The sequence below is a fragment of the Neobacillus camarae genome, from assembly GCF_054950115.1.
Genome location: NZ_JBUCKX010000003.1, coordinates 787,556 through 809,036, shown reverse-complemented (window position 1 = coordinate 809,036; position 21,481 = coordinate 787,556). Strand labels below are relative to the sequence as shown.

The 21,481-nt window shown below is 44.8% G+C and carries 23 protein-coding genes; 11 read left to right on the top strand and 12 right to left on the bottom strand.

What is annotated here, in order from left to right:
* Positions 1-47: 47 nt before the first annotated feature.
* Positions 48-1,322: a DNA polymerase IV gene (locus ACY8D0_RS19335; protein ID WP_462412125.1), complete on the top strand. Its 1,275-nt coding sequence runs from the start codon at positions 48-50 to the stop codon at positions 1,320-1,322.
* Between the two features lie 83 nt (positions 1,323-1,405).
* Here ACY8D0_RS19335 and zwf read toward each other — a convergent pair whose 3' ends face one another.
* On the bottom strand, positions 1,406-2,875 hold the full coding sequence (zwf, locus tag ACY8D0_RS19330; protein ID WP_462412511.1) for a glucose-6-phosphate dehydrogenase: 1,470 nt from the start codon (positions 2,873-2,875) through the stop codon (positions 1,406-1,408).
* 229 nt (positions 2,876-3,104) lie between these two features.
* Here zwf and rnz point away from each other — a divergent pair, with 229 nt between their 5' ends.
* Both rnz and ACY8D0_RS19320 read left to right on the top strand, forming a co-directional pair.
* Complete coding sequence (gene rnz, locus ACY8D0_RS19325) at positions 3,105-4,031, top strand: ribonuclease Z (RefSeq protein WP_462412124.1); 927 nt, start codon at positions 3,105-3,107, stop codon at positions 4,029-4,031.
* 58 nt (positions 4,032-4,089) lie between these two features.
* Positions 4,090-5,211 (top strand): Gfo/Idh/MocA family protein, encoded by a 1,122-nt coding sequence (locus ACY8D0_RS19320; RefSeq protein WP_462412123.1) that lies wholly within the window; start codon positions 4,090-4,092, stop codon positions 5,209-5,211.
* Between the two features lie 230 nt (positions 5,212-5,441).
* Here ACY8D0_RS19320 and namA read toward each other — a convergent pair whose 3' ends face one another.
* On the bottom strand, positions 5,442-6,464 hold the full coding sequence (gene namA, locus ACY8D0_RS19315; RefSeq protein WP_462412122.1) for an NADPH dehydrogenase NamA: 1,023 nt from the start codon (positions 6,462-6,464) through the stop codon (positions 5,442-5,444).
* 90 nt (positions 6,465-6,554) lie between these two features.
* Complete coding sequence (gene proC / locus ACY8D0_RS19310; protein ID WP_462412121.1) at positions 6,555-7,394, bottom strand: pyrroline-5-carboxylate reductase; 840 nt, start codon at positions 7,392-7,394, stop codon at positions 6,555-6,557.
* 504 nt (positions 7,395-7,898) lie between these two features.
* Here proC and ACY8D0_RS19305 point away from each other — a divergent pair.
* Both ACY8D0_RS19305 and ACY8D0_RS19300 read left to right on the top strand, forming a co-directional pair.
* Entirely contained in the window at positions 7,899-8,861 is a 963-nt protein-coding gene (locus ACY8D0_RS19305) for an MBL fold metallo-hydrolase (RefSeq protein WP_462412120.1), read from the top strand.
* Positions 8,862-8,892: 31 nt separating this feature from the next.
* The gene (locus tag ACY8D0_RS19300; protein WP_462412119.1) at positions 8,893-9,690 is read left to right on the top strand and encodes an SDR family NAD(P)-dependent oxidoreductase; all 798 of its coding nucleotides are present in this window, start codon (positions 8,893-8,895) and stop codon (positions 9,688-9,690) included.
* Positions 9,691-9,789: 99 nt separating this feature from the next.
* On the opposite strand, the gene ACY8D0_RS19295 is transcribed toward ACY8D0_RS19300, so the two are convergent.
* The 3 genes from ACY8D0_RS19295 to ACY8D0_RS19285 form a co-directional block, all read right to left on the bottom strand.
* Entirely contained in the window at positions 9,790-11,898 is a 2,109-nt protein-coding gene (locus tag ACY8D0_RS19295) for an MMPL family transporter (RefSeq protein ID WP_462412118.1), read from the bottom strand.
* 112 nt (positions 11,899-12,010) lie between these two features.
* On the bottom strand, positions 12,011-12,586 hold the full coding sequence (locus ACY8D0_RS19290; protein WP_462412117.1) for a TetR/AcrR family transcriptional regulator: 576 nt from the start codon (positions 12,584-12,586) through the stop codon (positions 12,011-12,013).
* 40 nt (positions 12,587-12,626) lie between these two features.
* Positions 12,627-12,818, bottom strand: a complete 192-nt coding sequence (locus tag ACY8D0_RS19285; RefSeq protein WP_462412116.1) for a YqzH family protein — start codon at positions 12,816-12,818, stop codon at positions 12,627-12,629.
* A gap of 203 nt (positions 12,819-13,021) precedes the next feature.
* Between ACY8D0_RS19285 and ACY8D0_RS19280 the strand changes: the two genes are divergently transcribed.
* Both ACY8D0_RS19280 and ACY8D0_RS19275 read left to right on the top strand, forming a co-directional pair.
* The gene (locus ACY8D0_RS19280; protein WP_462412115.1) at positions 13,022-14,281 is read left to right on the top strand and encodes a Y-family DNA polymerase; all 1,260 of its coding nucleotides are present in this window, start codon (positions 13,022-13,024) and stop codon (positions 14,279-14,281) included.
* Between the two features lie 263 nt (positions 14,282-14,544).
* Positions 14,545-14,880 carry a YolD-like family protein gene (locus ACY8D0_RS19275; RefSeq protein ID WP_462412114.1) on the top strand — a complete coding sequence of 112 codons (336 nt, stop codon included), beginning with the start codon at positions 14,545-14,547 and terminating at the stop codon, positions 14,878-14,880.
* Between the two features lie 38 nt (positions 14,881-14,918).
* Here the strand turns inward: ACY8D0_RS19275 and ACY8D0_RS19270 are convergent, their stop codons facing one another.
* From ACY8D0_RS19270 to ACY8D0_RS19255, 4 genes are all read right to left on the bottom strand, one after another.
* Complete coding sequence (locus tag ACY8D0_RS19270; RefSeq protein ID WP_462412113.1) at positions 14,919-15,122, bottom strand: CDGSH iron-sulfur domain-containing protein; 204 nt, start codon at positions 15,120-15,122, stop codon at positions 14,919-14,921.
* Positions 15,123-15,233: 111 nt separating this feature from the next.
* A complete protein-coding gene (locus ACY8D0_RS19265; protein ID WP_462412112.1) occupies positions 15,234-16,151 on the bottom strand; it encodes an alpha/beta hydrolase in 918 nt (305 codons plus the stop codon).
* A 128-nt stretch (positions 16,152-16,279) separates the two neighbouring features.
* On the bottom strand, positions 16,280-16,420 hold the full coding sequence (locus tag ACY8D0_RS19260; protein ID WP_462412111.1) for a hypothetical protein: 141 nt from the start codon (positions 16,418-16,420) through the stop codon (positions 16,280-16,282).
* Between the two features lie 58 nt (positions 16,421-16,478).
* Positions 16,479-17,393, bottom strand: a complete 915-nt coding sequence (locus tag ACY8D0_RS19255) for a hydroxymethylglutaryl-CoA lyase (RefSeq protein ID WP_462412110.1) — start codon at positions 17,391-17,393, stop codon at positions 16,479-16,481.
* 173 nt (positions 17,394-17,566) lie between these two features.
* On the opposite strand from ACY8D0_RS19255, the gene ACY8D0_RS19250 reads away from it, so the two are divergent.
* Together ACY8D0_RS19250 and ACY8D0_RS19245 are read left to right on the top strand one after the other, a co-directional pair.
* The gene (locus ACY8D0_RS19250) at positions 17,567-17,818 is read left to right on the top strand and encodes a YqkE family protein (protein ID WP_462412109.1); all 252 of its coding nucleotides are present in this window, start codon (positions 17,567-17,569) and stop codon (positions 17,816-17,818) included.
* On the top strand, positions 17,819-18,346 hold the full coding sequence (locus ACY8D0_RS19245) for a GrpB family protein (RefSeq protein WP_462412108.1): 528 nt from the start codon (positions 17,819-17,821) through the stop codon (positions 18,344-18,346).
* Positions 18,347-18,369: 23 nt separating this feature from the next.
* On the opposite strand, the gene ACY8D0_RS19240 is transcribed toward ACY8D0_RS19245, so the two are convergent.
* Together ACY8D0_RS19240 and mciZ are read right to left on the bottom strand one after the other, a co-directional pair.
* Positions 18,370-19,281 (bottom strand): aldo/keto reductase, encoded by a 912-nt coding sequence (locus ACY8D0_RS19240; protein WP_462412107.1) that lies wholly within the window; start codon positions 19,279-19,281, stop codon positions 18,370-18,372.
* Between the two features lie 66 nt (positions 19,282-19,347).
* A complete protein-coding gene (gene mciZ / locus ACY8D0_RS19235; RefSeq protein WP_462412106.1) occupies positions 19,348-19,479 on the bottom strand; it encodes a Z-ring formation inhibitor MciZ in 132 nt (43 codons plus the stop codon).
* Between the two features lie 73 nt (positions 19,480-19,552).
* Between mciZ and ACY8D0_RS19230 the strand changes: the two genes are divergently transcribed.
* Positions 19,553-20,107, top strand: a complete 555-nt coding sequence (locus ACY8D0_RS19230) for an NUDIX hydrolase (protein ID WP_462412105.1) — start codon at positions 19,553-19,555, stop codon at positions 20,105-20,107.
* Positions 20,104-21,267, top strand: coding sequence for an endonuclease Q family protein (locus tag ACY8D0_RS19225; RefSeq protein ID WP_462412104.1), 1,164 nt, complete (start codon positions 20,104-20,106; stop codon positions 21,265-21,267). Before ACY8D0_RS19230 ends, ACY8D0_RS19225 begins: the two co-directional genes overlap by 4 nt.
* The last annotated feature ends 214 nt before the right edge of the window (positions 21,268-21,481 follow it).

Here is a 21,481-nt window from a genome sequence, read left to right as displayed (position 1 = left end):
CTCCTTTTTGCTATACTTAAGATATACGATAAACAAGGATGATCAAGATGAAGGAAATGTATCCGAAAAACGGCCGGGTCATTTTACATGTTGATATGAACAGCTTCTATGCCTCGGTTGAGATGGCCTATGACCCAAGTTTAAAGGGAAAGCCATTGGCCATTGCCGGTAATGTGGAGGAGCGGAGAGGCATCATTGTTACTTGCAGTTACGAGGCAAGAAAATTCGGCGTGAAAACCACCATGCCGCTTTGGGAGGCCAAGAAATTGTGCCCGCAGCTGATTGTCAAAAAGCCCAATTTTGAGCGGTACCGTACAGCATCCATTGGCATGTTTACCATTTTGAGGAATTACACAGACCTTGTCGAACCTGTATCGATTGATGAAGGATATATGGATATTACGAATTCCCATGAGTTGGGAAGCCCCATAGAAATTGCTGAAAATATTCAAAAGCGAATTTATGAGCAACTTGATTTACCTTGCAGCATTGGGATTGCTCCTAATAAGTTTTTAGCGAAAATGGCCTCAGATATGAAAAAACCGATGGGGATTACGATTCTTCGCAAGCGCGATGTCCGAGCAGTTCTGTGGCCGCTGCCTACTGAAGAGATGCATGGAGTGGGAAAGAAGACAGCCGAAAAACTGCAAACAATTGGAATTCAAACCATTGGAGAGTTAGCACAAGCCAATGAATGGCAGCTAAAAGCCTTGCTTGGGATTAATGGGGGCCGATTAAAGAATCGGGCTAACGGGATTGACGACCGTCCGGTTGATCCTGAATCTGTTGCGGAATTTAAAAGTATTGGCAATTCCACCACGCTGCCCAAGGATGTCAGCCATCAGCAGGAGCTTTTTCAAGTGCTGGATTCGCTTGCCGAAACCGTTTCAATCCGCATGAAGCGGAAAAATGTTCTTGCCGCAACTTTAGGAATTACCGTACGGTATAAAGACCGAAAAACCATCACAAGAAGCAAGAAACTCGCCAATCCGGTCCAGCACAAGGAGGATCTTGCCGAAAGTGCCAAACAGCTGTTTCTAAAACATTGGAATGGTGACCCAATTCGATTGTTAGGAATTACCGGTTACGATTTAGTCGAACAGGAATCGGCTTACAAACAATTGGATTTATTCAGCTTTGAAAAGGAAGCCAAAAAAGAACCACTTTTAAAAACGTTATCGGATCTTCGGGAGAAGTACGGCAAAACTATCATAGAATCAGCAGGTTCCCGTAAAGAAAACCCTGCCGATGCGGGCACGGCTACAAGCTTTAATAAAGATTTTCTTCAATCGTTCCCGAATAAAGACCAAGAGGATGAATAACAGGCTCCATTGCACGCAGCAATTGGAGCCTGTTTATTAGTTTTATCGCTTTTCTCAGTATATCTAACAAGGCGTTTTAGTTACTATTTACAAACATCCACATCCATATTGTTGACAGGCCACCAAAAGAACCCGTCTTTTTCCAAAAGCTCATCCGCTGCTTTAGGACCCATGGAACCTGATGCATAATTTGGAAAACTTTCTTCTTTCGTTTGTTCCCAATATTCGGAGATTCTATCAACAAACGCCCAAGAATAGGCGACTTCATCCCAATGGGTGAAGTTGGTTGCATCGCCACGCATGCAATCAAACAGCAGTTTTTCATAACCTTCAGGTGTATTCATGGCATTTGTTCCGGTATTGGCAAAACTTAGTTTAACCTCTTGAGCATCGAGATGTCCGCCGGCTTTTTTTGCATTTAAATGCAGGGTAATTCCTTCTTCGGGTTGTATGTGAATGACCAGAAGGTTGGGATTTAGAACTTTTTCGGTTTGGTAATATAAGTTCATTGGAATATCTTTAAATTGCACCACAATCTTTGTCGTTTTCGCTGCCATTCGCTTACCGGTTCGAATATAGAAAGGAACCCCGGCCCACCGGAAATTATCAATTTTTATCTTTCCGGCCACAAACGTTTCGGTATTCGAATTCTTGTCCACCATAGGTTCATCCCGATAATTAGGAACGGAGTTGTTATCAAGGGTGCCTTCCCCATACTGTCCGCGCACAAAATAATCCTTTACCTTTTCGCCCTCAACTACTCTAAGCGCCCGGAACACCCTTACTTTTTCTGAGCGAATCTCATCAGTCGTCAGCCGAATTGGCGGTTCCATGGCCAGCAATGCTACCATTTGCAGCATATGGTTTTGCACCATGTCCCTTAAAGCCCCGCTTGTTTCGTAATACCGGCCGCGTTCCTCCACTCCTAATGTTTCACTCGAAGTTATTTGAATATTGGAGATGTACCGATTATTCCAGAGCGGCTCGAATATAGCATTGGCAAACCTGATGACTTCGATATTCCGAACCATTTCCTTTCCTAAATAATGGTCAATCCGATAAATCTCTTCTTCGGAAAAGGCGGTTCTAATCTGGTTGTTTAATTCGATAGCGGAAGCAAGGTCATGACCAAAAGGCTTCTCAATCACGAGCCGCTTATAGCCCGTTACATCTGTTAGACCGTCGGATTGCAAGTGAAGGGCAATGGTGCCAAAAAACTCTGGTGCCATAGCCAAATAAAAAATACGGTTACCTTCCAAGCCATATTGATCATCTATTTGATCGGCTAGATTTTTTAACGCGACATAGGAATCAGAATCGGTTACGTCATGAGATTGATAATAGAAATGGGAAATAAACTCATCGAGATTGTCTTTGTCTCCTAATGAAGACACGACAGATTCACGAATATTCTTCTGAAATTCCTCGTTTGTTAACGGCCGTCTGGCCACGCCAATGACGGCAAATTTATCTAGTTTCTTTCGCTCGTATAGCCGGTAAAGGGAAGGAAATAATTTCCGCTTGGCCAAATCACCAGTTGCCCCAAAAATCATAATTAATGAAGATATGTTTTGTTCCACTAAATTGAAACCTCTTTTCTTACTGGCATTTTTTGCTTATGTAAATCAAGATTAAATTGTAGCGGTTTTTCTTAGAATTCTCAAATATAATGGATTGCATGTAATCATTTGCATTATGTTTTTCTTACATGGAGCATGAAGTGGAAGTTTATGCTATAGTAACCTATAGACTAAGACAGGACGGAAAAAGAGGTGTTTGGATATGGAAGTATTTTTCTTGGGCACAGGTGCCGGAGTACCGGCAAAGCTTCGAAATGTTACATCGATTGCGCTAAAACTTCTTGATGAACGGGGGGCGATTTGGTTATTTGATGCCGGTGAAGCCACCCAGCATCAAATTTTACATACATCGTTAAAACCCCGGAGAATTGAAAAAATCTTTATCACTCATCTTCACGGTGACCATATTTATGGCCTTCCAGGCTTGCTTGCCAGCCGTTCGTTCCAAGGCGGGGAGTCGGAGGTTACGGTATATGGCCCTAAAGGCATTAAAGACTACATTCAAGTAAGTCTTACAGTAAGCCAAACTTATTTAAAATACCGGTTAACCGTCATAGAGATAGATGAAGGAATCATCTTCGAAGATGATCAATTTACAGTAGAAGCGCGGCACTTGGACCATGGAGTCACTTCGTTCGGGTATCGGATTGTGGAAAAAGACAAACCAGGGACGCTGCTGGCAGATAAGCTGAAGGAAGCAGGTGTACAGCCCGGTCCGATTTTTAGAAAAATTAAAGATGGGGAAATCGTTTCGCTGGAAGATGGCAGGGTAATTAATCCAGCCGAATTTCTTGGTCCGCCGCAAAAGGGAAGAATTGTCGCCATTCTCGGTGACACGCGGTTAACCGGTAATGCCGTAAAGCTTGCTGAAAATGCTGATTTGTTAGTCCATGAAGCAACATTTGCAAAGGGCGAAGAAAAACTAGCACACGAGTATTTCCACTCGACGACCTGTCAAGCGGCACGGGTTGCCAAACAAGCAGGTTGCAAGCAACTATGCCTAACCCATATAAGTGCCAGATACGACCGGAATGCTTCTAAAGATCTAGTCAACGAGGCCATGGAAGTCTTCCCTAATGTTGACATTGCCGAGGATTTTAAGGAAATTTCAATTCCTCTTTTAAAATAGTTAAGTTTTAAACCACGCAGTGCCTATAAATAAATAAAAGACAAATGAGGGAAGAAACATGAGTGTAAGAGTCGGAATCATTGGAATCGGACACATGGGGAAATCCTATGTGCATACATTGGACAAGGGCATGATTGCCGGGGCGGAGTTAACAGCCGTTTGCGGCAGGCCGGCCCAACAGGAGTGGGTAAGGGGAAATTTGAAAGACGATGTGAAATTCTTTACAGATGAGGATGCTTTCTTTAATGAATCCGGAATCGAGGCTGTGTTAATTGCCACCCCGCATTACAGCCACCCCGAACTTGGCAAGAAAGCTTTTGCAAAAGGCATGCATGTATTGTTGGAAAAGCCTGCGGGAGTTTATACAAAGAATGTATTGCAGATGAACGCGGCCGCAGCCGAAAGCGGAAAAGTTTTTTCCATGATGTTTAACCAACGGGCCAATCCGCTATACCAAAAATTACGGAGCCTTATTTTATCTGGTGAACTTGGTGAAATTAAACGCACAAACTGGATTATCACCGATTGGTACCGCTCCCAAAGTTATTACGATTCCAGCCATTGGCGGGCAACTTGGAAAGGTGAGGGAGGCGGCGTCTTATTAAATCAAGCTCCCCATCAACTGGACTTGTGGCAATGGACGACCGGCCTTGAGCCAAAGCGTGTTCACGCGTTTTGCCATTATGGGAAATATCATGATATTGAAGTCGAAGATGATGTGACGGCATATGTGGAATACGCAAATGGGGCAACCGGAGTGTTTATTGCCTCAACGGGAGAGGCTCCAGGAACCAACCGCTTTGAAATTCAAGGGGACCGCGGTAAAATCGTCGTTGAAAAGGATAACCTGACTTTTTATCGGTTAACTCAATCCGAACGCGAATTTAATGCAGCCTATAAAGGCGGTTTTGGAAAACCGGAATGCTGGACTATTGATATCCCGATTTCTGGGGAAAACACCGCTCACCAAGGGATTATCCAAAACTGGATTGACGCCATCGCAAAAGGAACTCCACTGCTGGCACCCGGTGAAGAAGGAATCAAAAGTTTGGAACTGGCCAATGCGGTTTACCTATCATCATGGTTAAAGCAAACAATCGAGCTGCCAATCGATGCTGATCTCTATTATGAAAAATTACAAGAGAACATCAATCTATCAAGTAATATGAAAAATCATTGATAAGCACAATAGGGGAACCGCTAAAACTTATTACCGACCGAACGGCAAGAAAAGAGTAAAGTAGGGGAGCCAATCGAGGCTATAACCGGCCGAATGGGGAAAAAATGCTTGAACGAGGTAGTTAATCCAGCCTATTATCGACCTTACGGATTAATAAGAGTAGAGCTGTCTCAAAGTAAGTGGGGAGACCCCTTATGAGACAGCTCTTTTTTTCGTTAATGGATTGCTACTTAGAAATTCCAGCCCCGCTCGTACTGCTTAGGAGACTCGATGGACACGCCAAGTTCTTTAGCGGCTCTTCTTGGCCAGTACGGGTCACGCAGCAGCTCCCTGGCAAGAAAGACTAAATCGGCCCGGTTATTCTCCAAGATTTCTTCCGCATGTACCGGGGAGGTGATTAATCCTACTGCGCCTGTAGGTATACTGGCACCCTTGCGAATCGTTTCTGCGAAGGGAACTTGATAGCCTGGATAGGTATGGATATGGGCAGGGACAACGGCTCCCGAGCTTACATCCACTAAGTCGACTCCCTGCTCCTTCATCCATTCAGCAAACGGTATGTAATCTTCCGGCACCAGTCCCCCTTCTAGATAATCGTGAGCCGAGACCCTGACAAATAACGGTCCATCCCATACGGTTTTTACCTCATCAATGACCTCGCGCAGAATCCGATAGCGGCCTTCAGCGGAACCTCCATACTGATCTGTCCGTTTATTGCTAAGCGGTGAAAGGAATTCATGAATTAAATAGCCGTGGGCACCATGAATTTCAATGACGTCAAACCCGGCTTTTTTGGCGCGTTCCGCACCGTCTCTAAACGCTTTTATGGTTTCCTTAATATCCTCTAACGTCATTTCTTTAGGGGTTTTGCTTTTTTCATTAAATGCAATTGCCGAAGGAGCAATGATTTCCCCTTCCAAAACGGCTTTTCTGCCGGCATGGGCGAGCTGGATGCCAATCTTGGCGCCATTCTCTTTCACGAGGCCGGTCAGTTCTTGTAAGCCTTCAATATGGTCATCGCTCCAGATGCCCAAGTCCCGCGGTGAAATCCGACCTTGGGGAGTAACGGCGGTTGCTTCGACAATGATGAGCCCGACTTGGCCGACCGCTCTCGTTGTATAGTGCGTCCGGTGCCAGTTCATCACACGACCGTCTTCATTATCGCTAGAATACATGCACATTGGCGCCATGACAATGCGATTTTTAAACGTCACATCTTTTATCGTATAGGGAGAAAATAATTTTGCTGCCATTCAAAAGCCCTCCTGTTTAAAAATTTAAACCAATACTAGTATAGCAAATGATAGCTAAATGATGTGTTTCCTGTGCTCCGCTGGATTATGCTACCGTTTTCCCACTGTAAGCTTGGAACTTAAAGCTTCGCCCATTTTTCTTGATTGCGCGGTGGCTGCTTTGATACAGGATACGAACGCTTGATGGACTCCGTTTTCTTCTAAGACTCGGAGGCCTGCCTCGGTCGTGCCGCCGGGACTTGTGACTTCCCGCCGCAACTGTTCCGGGGACTTCGAGGAATTTTTCACCATTTCTGCTGCCCCGATTAAGGTCTGGATAATCAGCTGTTGGGCCATGTCCTTCTCTAGGCCAATTTCTGCGGCACTGTTTTCCATGGCCTCGATTAAGTAATAAATATAAGCTGGACCGCTGCCGGATAGGCCGGTAACCGCATCAAGTTGTTCTTCGCCCACAATAGATGCCAGTCCTACTGATTCGAATAATTTTCCCGCGGTTTCGAGCTGGAGTTCGGAAACCCTCTCGTTTACGGCAATAGCCGTTGCGGATTTTCCGACAGCTGCCGATGTATTCGGCATCGCACGGGCGATGGCCAGGCGCTTTCCTGCGATTGCTTCTATGGTGTCCATCGATACACCTGCCAGCACGGAAACAACCAGCATGTTCCCGGTTAAATACTCGCGGATATTGTCAATGGAACTTCCCGCGTCCTTCGGTTTCATCGCAAGCATGACAATATCAGCATCCTCAAACAATGCATTCAATTCATAAGTTGTCCGGATGCCGTAACGCTCTTGCAAGCAGGATAATCTTTCCTGATTGGAGTGATTCGTCACCCAAATATTTTTTCTATCAATTAGTTCTTTTTCAAGAATACCGGAAATAAAGGCTTCAGCCATCGAACCGGCACCAACAATCGCCATTTTTTGCATGATGATTCCTCCTTCTTAATCGTGAAAACCGGTGGCAGACCATCGCAAAATAAAAAGACCTCTCATCCTTAAAGGACGAAAGGTCTAAAAGCTTCCGCGGTACCACCTTCATTTACTCTAATAAAATTAGAGTTCACTCTAAACCCGTTAACGCCGGGATGACGTCAGGTTTTCCTGAATGCTCGTAAGGTAGGTTCAATGTAAAAGCGGGCGGTGAAGTCTTTCAGCCTAGGGGCTTCACTCTCTTTCGCCATATTTGCATTTACTGGCCTTAGTCATTGCATAAACAAACAATTTTAATAGTGATTATGCAAGATTCAGAGCCTGTCTGTCAAGGGATAAGTTTATTGAATTTTAAAATTACTTATCAAAACACTTTGCAAAAATAATGACAATCCAGTAAAAAATCGTTAAAATTTAGTTCATAATGAAAAATGGTTCATAAAATTTACCATATTGTAATGTGCTCATTATTTAACTATAACAATAAAAGGAGTTTGATGTATGACGGAATGGAGAGACGGAATTGCCAAGATTACGCTCCCGACCCCTTTCCCTGTTGGGGATGTGAATGTTTATTTGCTTAAGGGCGATTGCTTGACGCTGGTGGATGCTGGCCCTAAAACAAAAGAAGCTTGGGAGGCACTGACCAGGCAATTACAGGAGCTGCATTTGACGCCAAAGGATATTGAACAAGTGGTGCTTACCCATGACCATCCGGACCACGCTGGCATGCTTGACTTTTTTCCTGACTCACTTGAAGTTCTCGGACATCCGTTGAACGAACGTTGGATTCATCCGACAGAGTCATTTTTTCAACAGCTGGAGGATTTCTCTGATTTTTTGTTTCAGAGGGCAGGTTTGCCGCAGGAGTTTTCCTCCTATGGAGCTAATTTTAAAAAAATGTTGAAATATTCCTGCAGCCGTTCCTTGACGGGACTTTTGACAGAAGGGATGCGGACATCCGGACTGCCGGACTGGCAGGTGATTGAAACTCCGGGCCATGCGCAGAGCCAGATTGGGCTTTTCCGGGAAAAGGACGGTATTCTTATTGGCGGCGATGTGATTTTAGCCCATATCTCCCCTAATCCGCTCCTCGAGCCGCCGGTTCCTGGTGAAACAGAAAGGCCGAAACCACAGCTGCAGCATAACCGTTCGATGCAGAAACTGCTGGCTTACCCACTCCAAATGGTTTACACAGGGCATGGCGATGAGGTGTTTAACCTAAAAGAGTTGGTTGAAGAAAGGCTTGTTTCTCAGCACGAACGCGCCATGAAGGTGAACGGCTGGTTGAAAAAAGAACAACTGACCGCATTTGAAATCTGTCGGCGCCTGTTTCCCGCGGCCTATAAGCGCCAGTTATTTTTAACGTTGTCGGAAACTGTGGCCCAGCTTGACTATTTGGCCTCCATTGGGGAAATTAATAGTATCGATACTCAGCCGGTGCGCTTTTTTGCAAAGGTGTGAGGAAAAGGGAATTCTCAGATGAGGTGTGAATATGTCAAGTGATAAGCTAAAAGGAAAAAATATTGTCATTACGGGCGCTTCAGGCGGAATCGGTGCCGAAATTGCCAAGCTTTGTGCCGCAAACGGGGCTAATCTGGTACTGATGGCCCGAAGCATTGATAAGTTGCAGCAGCTTGAAAGAGAACTCGAGCAAAAGCATGGTGTAAATGTAGACGTATTTCAATTGGATGTCGCCAATACCAACCATGTGCGGGAGGTCTTTGAACAAATTTTCTCCGCCATCGGGCACATTGATATACTGGTGAATAACGCCGGGTTTGGGGTGTTTCGCGAAGCCCATGAAGCCAGGATGGATGAGATCAAGGGAATGTTTGAGGTCAATGTCATCGGATTAATGGCTTGCACCAGTATGGTGCTTCCCCATATGCGTGAGCGGCGCTTCGGCCATATCATCAATATTGCCTCCCAGGCCGGCAAAATTGCCACACCCAAATCAAGTGTGTATTCCGCTACCAAGCATGCGGTTCTCGGTTATTCCAATGCCCTGAGGATGGAAGTGGATGATTTTAATATCCAAGTAACTACGGTCAATCCCGGGCCGATTGCCACCAATTTTTTCAACATTGCCGATGAAAAGGGGACATATGTAAAAAATGTCCAGCGGTTTATGCTTCAGCCGGAGTTTGTAGCTCGCAAGGTGGTCGACAGTATGCTGACAAAAACAAGGGAGATCAACCTGCCTCGCTGGATGAATATGGGGAGTGCCATCTACGTTTTATTTCCTCGATTGTTTGAACGGATCGGGAAAAAAGTGCTAAATAAGAAGTAGAGAAATGTTTTATACGAAAAAAGGAGTTTGCTTCGATTGAAACAAACTCCTTTTTTATTTCGTTAGTTCCTGAAATAGCGTATATAAAGCTCAATGACCTTATTTATCTGCACTTACCTGCTTATCCTTTTCAATTAGCACAATCAAACCAGGCAATAAAATCCCCCTAATCAAGAACGTATCCAAAATAATTCCGACTGCGACAATGAAGCCAAAAACAAATAGCAATTCAATCGGCTGGGTCATCAACACCGCAAACGTGGCTCCCAGGATAATTCCGGCCGAAGAAATGACGCCGCCGGTATTGGCAACGGCAATTTCCACCGCCTCCTTGACAGAGTGCGTCTTCTTCTCTTCCTGGTACCGGGAAATCAGCATAATATTGTAGTCAATCCCCAGTGCCACCAGGAAGACGAATGCATATAGCGGAACGCGGTCACTGATGGTGCTGATATCAAAGAACAGATGGCTTAAGAACATGCCAAGTCCAAGTGCGGCCAGGAACGATACTAATATGGTTCCCATCATATAAATCGGCATCTTGACCGACTTCGTTAACACAATCAACAGGGCGAAAATTAACACGGTTTCCAGGATGACAATCAGGATGACATCGCGATTGTTCACATCACGTTCATCGACTTTTGTTGCAGTTTCTCCGGCAAAATACAGCTTACCGCTCAGACCGCTGTCCTTGACGATACTTTCACTCTTGGTGATGATTTTTTCCATCGCATCGATGGTTACCACCGCATATGGATTCTCTTTAAAGGTGAGGCTGTAGTTGATCACTTTTTGATTCTCTGTTATGCCGTTTATGCGGACATTGCAGACCAGCGGCTGTTTTTCAAGCGTACTCTTGAGCTTTTCCTGCTGTTCGGCTGTCATAGCTTGTTTCGATTCAAACAAAGCCGTTGTCGGGGCCAGATCACCCGCCTCAAATTTGTCTCCCAAGATTTCATATCCTTGCCGGGAAGGCATATCCTCAGGGAAAGACTTCATCGTGTCAAATTCATACTTTAAATTAAACATATTGCTGGCGGCAATCACCAGAAACAGTCCAATCACCACGACGGATAGGCCTGGCTTTTTGGCGACGAACCGGCCAATTTTTGCCCAAAGCGTTTGCTTATGAGTGGTCTTCTCACCGACACGGGGGATCCTCGGCCAGAACGATTTTCGGCCAAATAACGTAAACAAGGCCGGAACCAGTGTGACGGAGGCAACCATGATGACAACCATCGTTGTTGCAAAAGTTGGCGCAAAGTTTCGGTAATCGCCGAACTTGGCAAAGAATAACACCAGCATCGCGGCTAAGACAGTGCCGCCGGAAAAGAACACCGGCATCCCGGTCTCACTCATGGCCGCCTGCATCGCTTCATATTTGCTTTCGTGAAGCTTTAGTTCCTCGCGATAGCGGGAGAAAACAAACAGGGAATAATCAATTACCGCGGCAAACAACAGGATCGACATAATCGAGACCGTTTGACTGCTCATAACCAGTCCTGATGCTCCCATGATGCCAAGGATCTGGGTGACGACTTCATAAACGAACACAGCGGCCAAGAGTGGGATTAATGCGAGCAGCGGCGAACGATAAATCACGATTAATAATACTAAAATAAGTCCAACTGTTGAGAATAACAGGACAAAATCAGCACGGGAAAATAAATCCAGTGTATCGGTGGCAATTCCGGCTGGACCCGTTACATATAATTTCAAATCGGATGAATCTTTTATCACCTTGTTGATTCGTTCGATAGATGTCCGCATTTCCTTTGTTTCAATCGAGGAATCGAATGTTAACGGAATCACAGCGGTTGTTTTGTCCTCTGAAAAAAAGCTGGCGGCTGCTTGCGGCGGCAGTTTCGATAAGGACACTACCTGCTGGACGCCATTTATCTTATCACTTTCTATTTTGTCTAACAGGGCAGCGAGCGTGGAATATTCCACTTCCCCGCTTTTTGCTTGGAATACTAGTATCGCCGGCGTCCCGTCATTGTTGTCAAAATACCGGTCGACTTTGTTTTGGGCAATGACTGTTTTGGCATCATCCGGCAGTGAGTCAATTTTGGAGGCTTCATAATCCCGGACGCTTGGCGCAAACATCGCCAGAATCATTGTAATGACCAGCCAGGCTGTCAAGGTGATCCACATGCCCTTTTTGGTTGTGACGCGGTCGGTAACCGCCTGTAAAAATGTCATCATCCTGTTCTCCTTTCAAAACCGTAATTGAAAGTAACGCATGCGTCACTTTTGTGCCACTTCATTTAGCAGCACTTTTCATTATCATTATCTTTTAAAGTGACACTAGTGTCAATTAATCGGTTTTTACCATTCCATGGCACAGCATTTCTTTAATCGAAGCGACCCATTCTGAGTGGGGGATACGAAACCGATTCGGAATCATAATCGATTGAAAAATCATCCCGATAATAATCGAATCTTCAATGGAAGCTTTTATTTTGTGCTCCAGCTTTCCTTTTGTGACCAGCCTTTGGCAGTAGTTGTACATTTCAAAATGCAACTGTCCTAGTGTCTCGATGTTCTGCTTCACCTTTTGATTGCCGCCTTCGGGAATCTTTCGACCAATTTCAATCATTTGCGGCACAGCGGTATTTTTAAACATGAGATTTAACAAAAAGGTGAATTGCCCGTCAAAGTCCCCGGCTGCATCCATTTGCTTCAAATCGGCTAAAAATTTCTCCATTTCATAAATCATATAGTCGGTGATTAGTTCCTCGCGGTTGTCAAAATATTTATAAATAGCTCCTCTTGAGACTTCTAATTGTTCTGCCAGCAGGCTAAAGGTAAACCCCTCATAGCCGTGCTGGAGCAGGATTTGCTCAGCAGCCTGAAATAAATCACCCGTAGTGAACTTGCGCTCACGTGCCATATGCCACACCTCATTTCCTTAACTTTTCTTTTGCCAATCATTAACCAGTTAAAAATTCATACACTTTGTCATTGACCACTTCATACAAATCGGCTGCCGGGTCTTGCTGTTTGGTCAGGAGAATCTGCCGGGTCAGCTCGTCCAGTTCTTTTTCGCCAATTGGCGCGGAATCGGCTTCACCATACTGTTTAAAACAAGTTAAGATCATTTTAGTAATCAGTTTTTTCTCCAACGGCTGCACCCCATCCATCATTATACTGCTTTTCTTTTATTGTACCAGAATTTATTTCAGACCTTGAGAATTGTCCAGATCCAGCGCCTTAGCGCTTTTGTTGCTGTCAAAAAATTACCATTGAATACGAACGCATATTCCCTTAAGATAATAGATATAATAAAGGAACAGGTGTTCTATAATAATGCGAAGAGGGAAAAGTTATGGTCGATTACAGCACGTTACCGCAAAATAAAATTTTATGTGTGGACATGAAGAGCTTTTATGCCAGCTGCTCGGCTGTTATGGAGGGCCTTGATCCTTTGGACTGCTATGTCGCCATTGTGGGCGACAAGGACCGGCAGGGAAGTGTTGTTCTGGCTGCTTCTCCGCGGTTAAAAAAAGAATTTGGCATCAAAACGGGCTCCAGGCTGTTTGAGATTCCCAAAGACCCCAGAATCCGAATTATTGAGCCAAAGATGGCCACCTATCTCCGGATTTCCACGGAAATCACCCGTGTGTTCAACCGCTATGTCCCAAAAGAAGCCATTCATGTGTACAGCGTGGATGAAAGCTTTATTAAGGTGGACGGGGCCCTGCATTTATGGGGGGATGCGGGGACGATTGCCAGAAAAATCAGGGACGATATTGAGCGGGAATTTCAACTGCCCTGCGCTGTCGGGATTGGCCCTAATATGTTACTGGCGAAGCTTTGTTTGGATCTGGATGCCAAGCACCATGGCATTGCCGAATGGACCTATGATGATGTGAAGACAAAGCTTTGGAAGGTGTCCCCATTAAGGGAGATGTGGGGGATTGGCCGAAGGGTAGAAAGAACGTTAAACGGCATGGGAATTTTTAATGTCGGCCAGCTGGCTCGCTATGACTTGGAACAATTGGAAAAGAAATTTGGCATTATGGGCAATCAGCTTTACCACCATGCCTGGGGTGTCGACCTGTCCGATTTGGGGGCACCGATTATTGAAGGGCAGATAAGTTTCGGCAAAAGTCAGATTTTGCTCCGCGACTATAAAGACGAAGAAGAAATCAAGCATGTCATTTTAGAAATATGCGAAGAGGTCGCCAGAAGGGCAAGAACGAGGCGTAAGGCTGGGCGAACCATTACACTTGGCATCGGCTACAGTCAGGATGAATTTGGCGGCGGTTTTAATCGGGCCAGAACCGTCAAGGAGCCGACAAACGTGACGATGGACCTTTACCGCGTTTGTCTCGAATTATTTCACGAGCATTATAATGGCAAGACTGTAAGGCAAATCTCGATTTCCCTTGGCAATATTGTGGATGATTGCGAGATGCAGCTCGATCTGTTTGACATGGGGGCTTACAAAAGGCGGGAGCTTGGCTATGTGGTGGATTCAGTCCGAAGGCGATTCGGTCCGGGGGCTCTCCTGCGTGCTGTTTCCTATACATCGGGTGGAACCGCCAAGCACCGGGCAACCCTTGTGGGCGGACATAAAATGTAAAAAGAAAAGCGGAAGTGCCCGGTTAGCGGCGTATGGCCTCCTCCAAAAAGCTGCCGCTTTTTGTTCGTGCGATGCGGATGCTGCCGAAGCGTTCCTTGTGGAGCGCTTCGACTGAGATAAAGGAAACACGGGGAGCGCAAGCGTCCGATGTTGACTTATCGTAGGGAGGGAGAAGAGCGAAGGAAACTAGCCGCTGGAGCTGGACAATCAGAAAAACGGAGCACCTGTTTAGGCGCTCTACAGTATGAAAAGAGGTGAGGCGGATGATTCGGGATCGGGGAAGAATAAAATGGACGTCGATGATGCTGCCTGAACACGTAAAAATGCTTCGGGATTGGGTCAAAGAAGACCAGTATGAACAACCCAAAGAAATGGATGAGCAGCAGATGGAACTCATGAATGAAACATTGTTAGAGGCAATTGAATTTGATCAAAATGTCACCATTACCTACTATCGGAATCATCAATATGAAATTGTCATCGGGAAAATCCACTATTGGGATGAGTTAGCCCAGAAACTCCATGTGGTGGATCATTTTAATGAGGCACACCGGATTCCCGTTGAGGCAATTGCTGATATACGGTTGACAGATTTATAAAAAGCGGCTGACATGTGCTCAGCCGCTTTTTTTGATGCTTATTCCTCCGGCACCCGGACTTCCGATTGGAAATTTCCTTTGTGGGAGCCGTCGCAGAAAGGTTTGTTATTGCTCCTTCCGCAGCGGCACAGGGAAAAGGATGGCTTTGTGGTATACACATTGCCCTCTCCATCCAATAACTCCACATCACCAGTGATTCTTAATGACCCATTATCATTTACTTTGATTTGCACCTTTGACATCGCTCCCGCACCCCTTCATAAAATGATATTAATTAAGAGAAATAATATTGATATTAACTAAAAGATTAAAGGGAAAATAAGGAATTTGCAAGAGTATAAAGGCATTAATATTTAACCTGGCTGGGCTGCCACATACTTATCTAAAAATTCATCGACCACCCGTTCGTAATCCGCGCGGTTTTCATTAAAAGATTGGGCGTGGCGGCCATTTTCTGCGATATAAATCATTTTTGGCCCTTGTTTATGCTCATATAAATCATTTGTCATCGAGGGAAGAATGAAATCATCCTCCTGGCTGTGAATAAACAATATCGGTTTTTTTATATTTTCAATAACGGAAATGGGGGACACATTACGGAGTGAGTACTTATCCCGCAAGCGCAAGAAAAAATCCCCAACTGGAAGCAACAGCCCAGGACGGATTTTGAAATCACGTTTAATCACATGTGCCACCTGTTCTTTGAAATCAGAAAACGGGCAGTCCGCCACGTAAAAGTCAGCCCCGTCTTCCAACAAGCCGGCATACAAAAGCATTGTGGCAGCCCCCATCGATTCCCCGTGAATCCCCAACAACAAATCATCGCCCTTCTCGTTTTTCAGCCAATCAACAACCGACTTCAAATCAAATTTTTCATAATGCCCAAAGCTGGTCGTTTTTCCGCCGGATTCCCCGTGGCGGCGATGGTCATAAATTAAGGTATTAAAACCCCGGTCCAGAAAAAGCCTCATGTATTTAACGGAATTGATTTTCGTTTCCGTTACCCCATGGGAGATAATCACATAACGGTTCGTATCATAAGGTTCTACCAGCCAAGCTTTGATATTATAGCCAAATGGCGAAGGAATCTCCACGTCCCGTTTAGGCAAGGACTTCAACTCCTCAGGATTAAACCTTCCCGCATCTTTTTCCCGTTGCAGGATGAAATTTTCATCCTTTTTTTTCATATACATCAGCCGGTTTGAAAGATATAAACCGATCGCAAGCCAGAAAAATAAAATAAAGAACAAGACACGAAATGCCTTTTTCACGTAGGGCACCTCCAGAAGTAAGTGGATGAATTCAAATGTATTTGGATAATTTTTCAAGTATTATTGTAACAAAGAAAAAGCCGCTAATACCAATGAGCGGCTCTGGATATTTTGGAGATGCACTTTTTTTATGATTCCGCGTTATGCCGTTTTGTCGGGTGGATGGCTTTTTCTACTTCTTCGGCGGCGATCATCCGCTTACCTCCGCCAGCAGAATCCGCATAGTCCTTTCCTTTTTTGCTATATCCTTTTTCACGCTTTTGATTCATGAATGAGGTCTCCCTTCGCAATAGTTTCATCTAATAAGATGCATAGTTGAATGGGGCATTATTCATGAGGTTGAACAGACTGCCCGTGCAGGCGGTAAAAACCACTGTCTATGGACCTGGAAAGATGGGGGCGGACGATGTCAATGGCAGCTGCCAATTTACCTAGGTCAATACCTGTGTGGATTCCCATCCGTTCCAACATGTACACGACATCTTCTGTTGCCGCATTACCGCTGGCACCTGGTGCGAAAGGGCAGCCGCCAAGACCGCCCGCTGAGGTGTCAAATCGGGTAATTCCCGCTTGAAGCGAGGCTAAGATATTGGCCAGTGCCATCTTTCTGGTGTCATGGAAATGGGCTGTCATCAGGATATGGTTAAATTCTTGGGTTAAATTTGAAAACAAGGAGTAGGCTTCGTGTGGTGCCGCCATTCCAATCGTGTCGGCAACGCTTAACTCATCGACCCCTGCTTTCGCAAATTCCCGGCACAGCTTGATGGTATCCTCTTCATTGATTTTTCCTTCGTACGGACAATAAAACGCGGTGGAAATGCAAGCGCGGATAAAATAATGTTTCTCCCTCAGCTCTCTAATCATTGGAATTAATTCGTTCAAACTATCTTGGGTAGTTTTATTAATATTTTTTTTATTAAAGCTATTGCTGACCCCGAGGAATACGGCAATGGCCCGGCAGTCCGTTGAATAGACTCGATCAAGGCCTTTACGATTGGGGACGAGCACTATATTTCTGGTGTGGTCATCCAGACAGTCTGCCACTATTTCAGCAGCATCGCCCATTTGCGGCACCCACTTGGGTGAGACGAAGGAGGTCAGTTCCATCTCCTGGAATCCAGCTGTTTTTAAGGCGGAAATAAATTGCTTTTTCACTTCAGTGGGAACGAAAGACTTTTCGTTTTGCAAGCCATCCCGAGGGCCAACTTCAATGACCGTTACTTTTTTAGGCAGAGCAAGCATCCTGCATCTCCTCCTTGGCATCCTAGTTTTATTGTGGAGGGAAAATTCTGGAAAATCAAGAATAAAAACAATTTTTAGAAATCAAATGAGGTGCCAAAACCTTTTCAAATGATTTAACCGTCTTTCGGTGCTATAATATATAGAAATAATAGTTCTTTAAGGAGCGTCAAAAGATGAAGAAAAAGCATAACAAACCGACAGCCAAACCGAAAAAGGACGAAGCAGCCGTAACACTTAAAGACCGGATGGACCCCAACGTACTAAAGCAGTTAACAGAACAAAGAGAGCGTTTAAAAGCCGAAGAAGCGAAACTGCTTGAAGCGGAAGAACAAAAAAAACGGGAAGAAAGAAGATTAAAAGAGAAAAATAAGTCATTTGAAGAATTGCTAAATGAAAGCGGCATGAATTGGAAGGAATTCAAATAGATGAGTGCGCGCAGAGTAGAGGTAGTGCCTTACCGAAGCGAATGGGTGGAACTGTTTCAAAAGGAAAGCCAAAGGATTAAAAGTATTTTCGTATCCCATGAGGTGATCATTCATCATATTGGGAGTACTTCCGTGCCCGGACTATCGGCAAAACCGATTATTGATTTACTGGCGGAAGTGCGGGATATTACCATCTTCGATGAGGCAATCCCCATTTTAGAGGCGGAAGGCTACATCGCAAAAGGTGAAAACGGGATACCTGGAAGAAGATTTTTTATAAAAAATAATCCCGGCGGGGAACGGCTCTATCATCTTCACGCGTTTCAAACCGGCAGCCTGGAAGTTCATAGACATCTCCTATTTCGGGACTATCTGCGCCAGCATCCTGAAGATGCCAATCGCTATGCGGAAGTGAAAATGACCGGGGCCAAGCAGTTTCCTAATGATATTGACTCTTATATAAACTATAAAGAATCGATCATTAAAGAAATCGAGAAAAGTACGATTGAATGGGGAAAAGCCAGATAAAAGGAGAGCGGGAAGCTCTCCTTTTATCTATGGTCTTTATATGTATTCGCCTTTGTGACCTTCTTAATAACTTCTACCTCTTCCTCTGACAAAGACTTGCTTCTAACGGCTGCCGCGTTTTGCCTTATCTGTTCCGGACTACTGGCCCCGGCCACAACAGAAGCAACGGCAGGATCCGCTAGATTGTATTGCAGCGCCACCTCCGTGAACGGACGCGTTGCCGCCAGTTTTTCTTTCAGTACAGGCAGAATGTCTTGCAATTCTTGCAAACTATAATCCAGATAGCCGCTGGCAGTTGCTTTTTCCAACATCTTATCGCTTAGCAGGCCTTTGGCAACCGGACCGCGGGTAACCACGCTAATGCCATGCTCCGCAAGCAGTGGCAATGCCTCTTCTTCAGGGCGCCTGTCTAACATGCTATATTGCATCATGACGGAGACAATATTGGATTTCTTTACATACTCTCGAATGACATTGGGGCGGATGGAGGAAATGCCGTAATAGCGAATCAGCCCTTCCGCTTTTAATTCTTCAAATGCCTCAATCGTTTCATCGATGGGGTCCTGGATGGTTCCACCATGAAGCTGGTAGAGGTCGATATACTCCGTTCCAAGCCTCCTTAAGCTATCTTTGACGGCTTCTTTTATGTATGCCTTGGACGGGTCCCATGTCCAGCCGGTTTTGTCTGGTTTCCAGCGGTTCCCGACCTTTGTGGCGATAATTACTTGATCGCGAACCTTCTTTAATGCTTTCCCGACCAATTTTTCATTTTCCCCAGCATCGTATAAATCGGCTGTATCAAAATAATTGATGCCTTCATCAAAAGCTGTTTCAATCATTCTTAAAGCCGTTTTTTCGTCTGTCCCAATCGACATGCAGCCAAGGCCTAGCTCGCTTACATGTAAATTTGATTTGCCAAGCTGTCGTTTCTTCAAAAAAAATCCCCCCCTGCTCTTTTACTACAATTTTATATAAAACAGGGCAGACTATCAATTGAAAGCTTATTTTTGACTGACTGCTTTCAGCCATTCGGCTACGCTAGTGAATTCTTTATTATATTCTTTTAGCTTCTGAAGAACTTCCCAGCACTTGCCGGCCATGGTGATTCCTTTGTCATGGACATACACCTTCATCTTTATACCCCCCAGTTAAAGTATGATAAAATGTATGTCGATAGTGGAACGGATTAGAACGGGAGTGACAAAAATGAGTAAACTGGAAGAAAAAACGATTAAAAGTGAAGAAATTTTTTCTGGAAAAGTGATCAGTCTTCACCTGCAAGAGGTAGAACTGCCAAATGGAAATCATTCAAAACGAGAAATTATTAAGCATCCTGGTGCAGTTGCCATTTTGGCTGTTACAGATGACAACAAAATTTTGATGGTGGAACAATTCCGCAAAGCGCTGGAAAGAACGATTGTGGAAATCCCTGCCGGAAAATTGGAAAAAGGAGAAGATCCCGCCGATTGCGCCCGGAGAGAATTGGAAGAAGAAACCGGATATGAGTGCAAAAATCTTGAACCTATCACATCCTTCTATACGTCACCGGGTTTTGCCGACGAAATCGTTCACGTGTTTTTAGCTACAGGGTTATCGAAAAAAGAAAATGCTGCTGGACTTGACGAGGACGAGTTTGTGAATCTGGAGGAAATCACGCTAAATGAGGCGTTGCAATATGTTGAACAACAGAAAATCTATGATGCGAAAACCATTTATGCTGTGCAGTACCTGCAGCTCCAAAAGGCGTTAGGCACAAAATGAATCGGTATTATGTAGACTTACATATCCATATCGGGCGGACGTGGACCGGCAAACCGGTGAAAATTACCGGCGCTAAATCCTTGACGTTCACGAATATTATCGAACACGCTCGGCATGTAAAAGGACTCAATATGGTCGGCATCATTGACAGTCATTCCCCCGAGGTGATAGAGGAAATAGAAAGCCTGATTGAGAGTGGGGAGGTTTATGAGCATCAGGATGGCGGTTTGGTCTTTGGGGAATTGACTGTCATCCCTGGATCAGAACTAGAAATTTACGACGTGCAATGCAACGGTCCCATTCATGTTCTTTGCTTTATGCCTACCCTAGAAGCGATGAAAGAGTTCTCCGGCTGGCTTTCTGGCCATTTGAAAAATATCCAGTTGAGCTCCCAGCGGGTGTACATTACGGGATTAGTTTTGCAGGCAAAAGTAAAAGAAATGGGCGGGATTTTTATTCCTGCCCATGTGTTCACCCCCTTTAAAAGCCTTTATGGCAAAGGTGTAAACCGCTCTTTAACAGAAGTGTTCGATCCGCATCTGATAGACGGAATCGAGCTCGGCCTAAGTTCCGATACTAAAATGGCAGATCAATTGGGGGAGTTGCACGATTATACATTTGTGACGAATTCGGATGCCCATTCATTAGCGAAAATTGCCCGTGAGTACCAAGTGGTGGCCATGGAAGAACCTACCTTTAAAGAATTGCAAAAAGCACTTAACATGGAAGCTGGCAGGGGAGTCATAGCCAATTATGGGCTCGACCCTTTGCTTGGGAAATACCACAAGACCGTCTGTGCCGAATGCTTGAATCCGCTCGGCACTGAGGACCCAATCTGTAATTTGTGCGGCAGTCAAAAGATTGTCAAAGGGGTGGCGGACAGGATTTTGGAATTAAAAACCGCTGATTTTAGTCCATCATGGCGGCCGCCTTATGTTCATCAGGTCCCGCTCGAGTTTATTCCTGGACTGGGACCGCGCCTCTTAGAAAAACTGGTCAATCATTTTGGCAGTGAAATGGCGGTTTTACATGAAGTTCCTTCTGATGCCCTAAGACAGGTGGTACCGGAAAAAATGGCCAACTTGATTATGAAAGCACGGGAAGGGAACATCACTTTAGCCGCTGGAGGTGGAGGGAAATATGGAAAAATTTCGGAGTAAACAATGGTTAAAACCTAGCGGGCTGCACTGCTGGGTTTTTTAATTGGTAAAGGAAATCAAGAAAAGTATCAATAACATTACAAAAACTCGTAACAGGTAGAAAAAGGGCGTGTTGGGTAAATAGGTAGCTTTCCAAAAGCCTGTATCAGAAGAAAAAAAGCCTGCAAGGTAAAAAGGCTTTCCATCAATTCAATGAGTTTGTTTGAGTCTATTA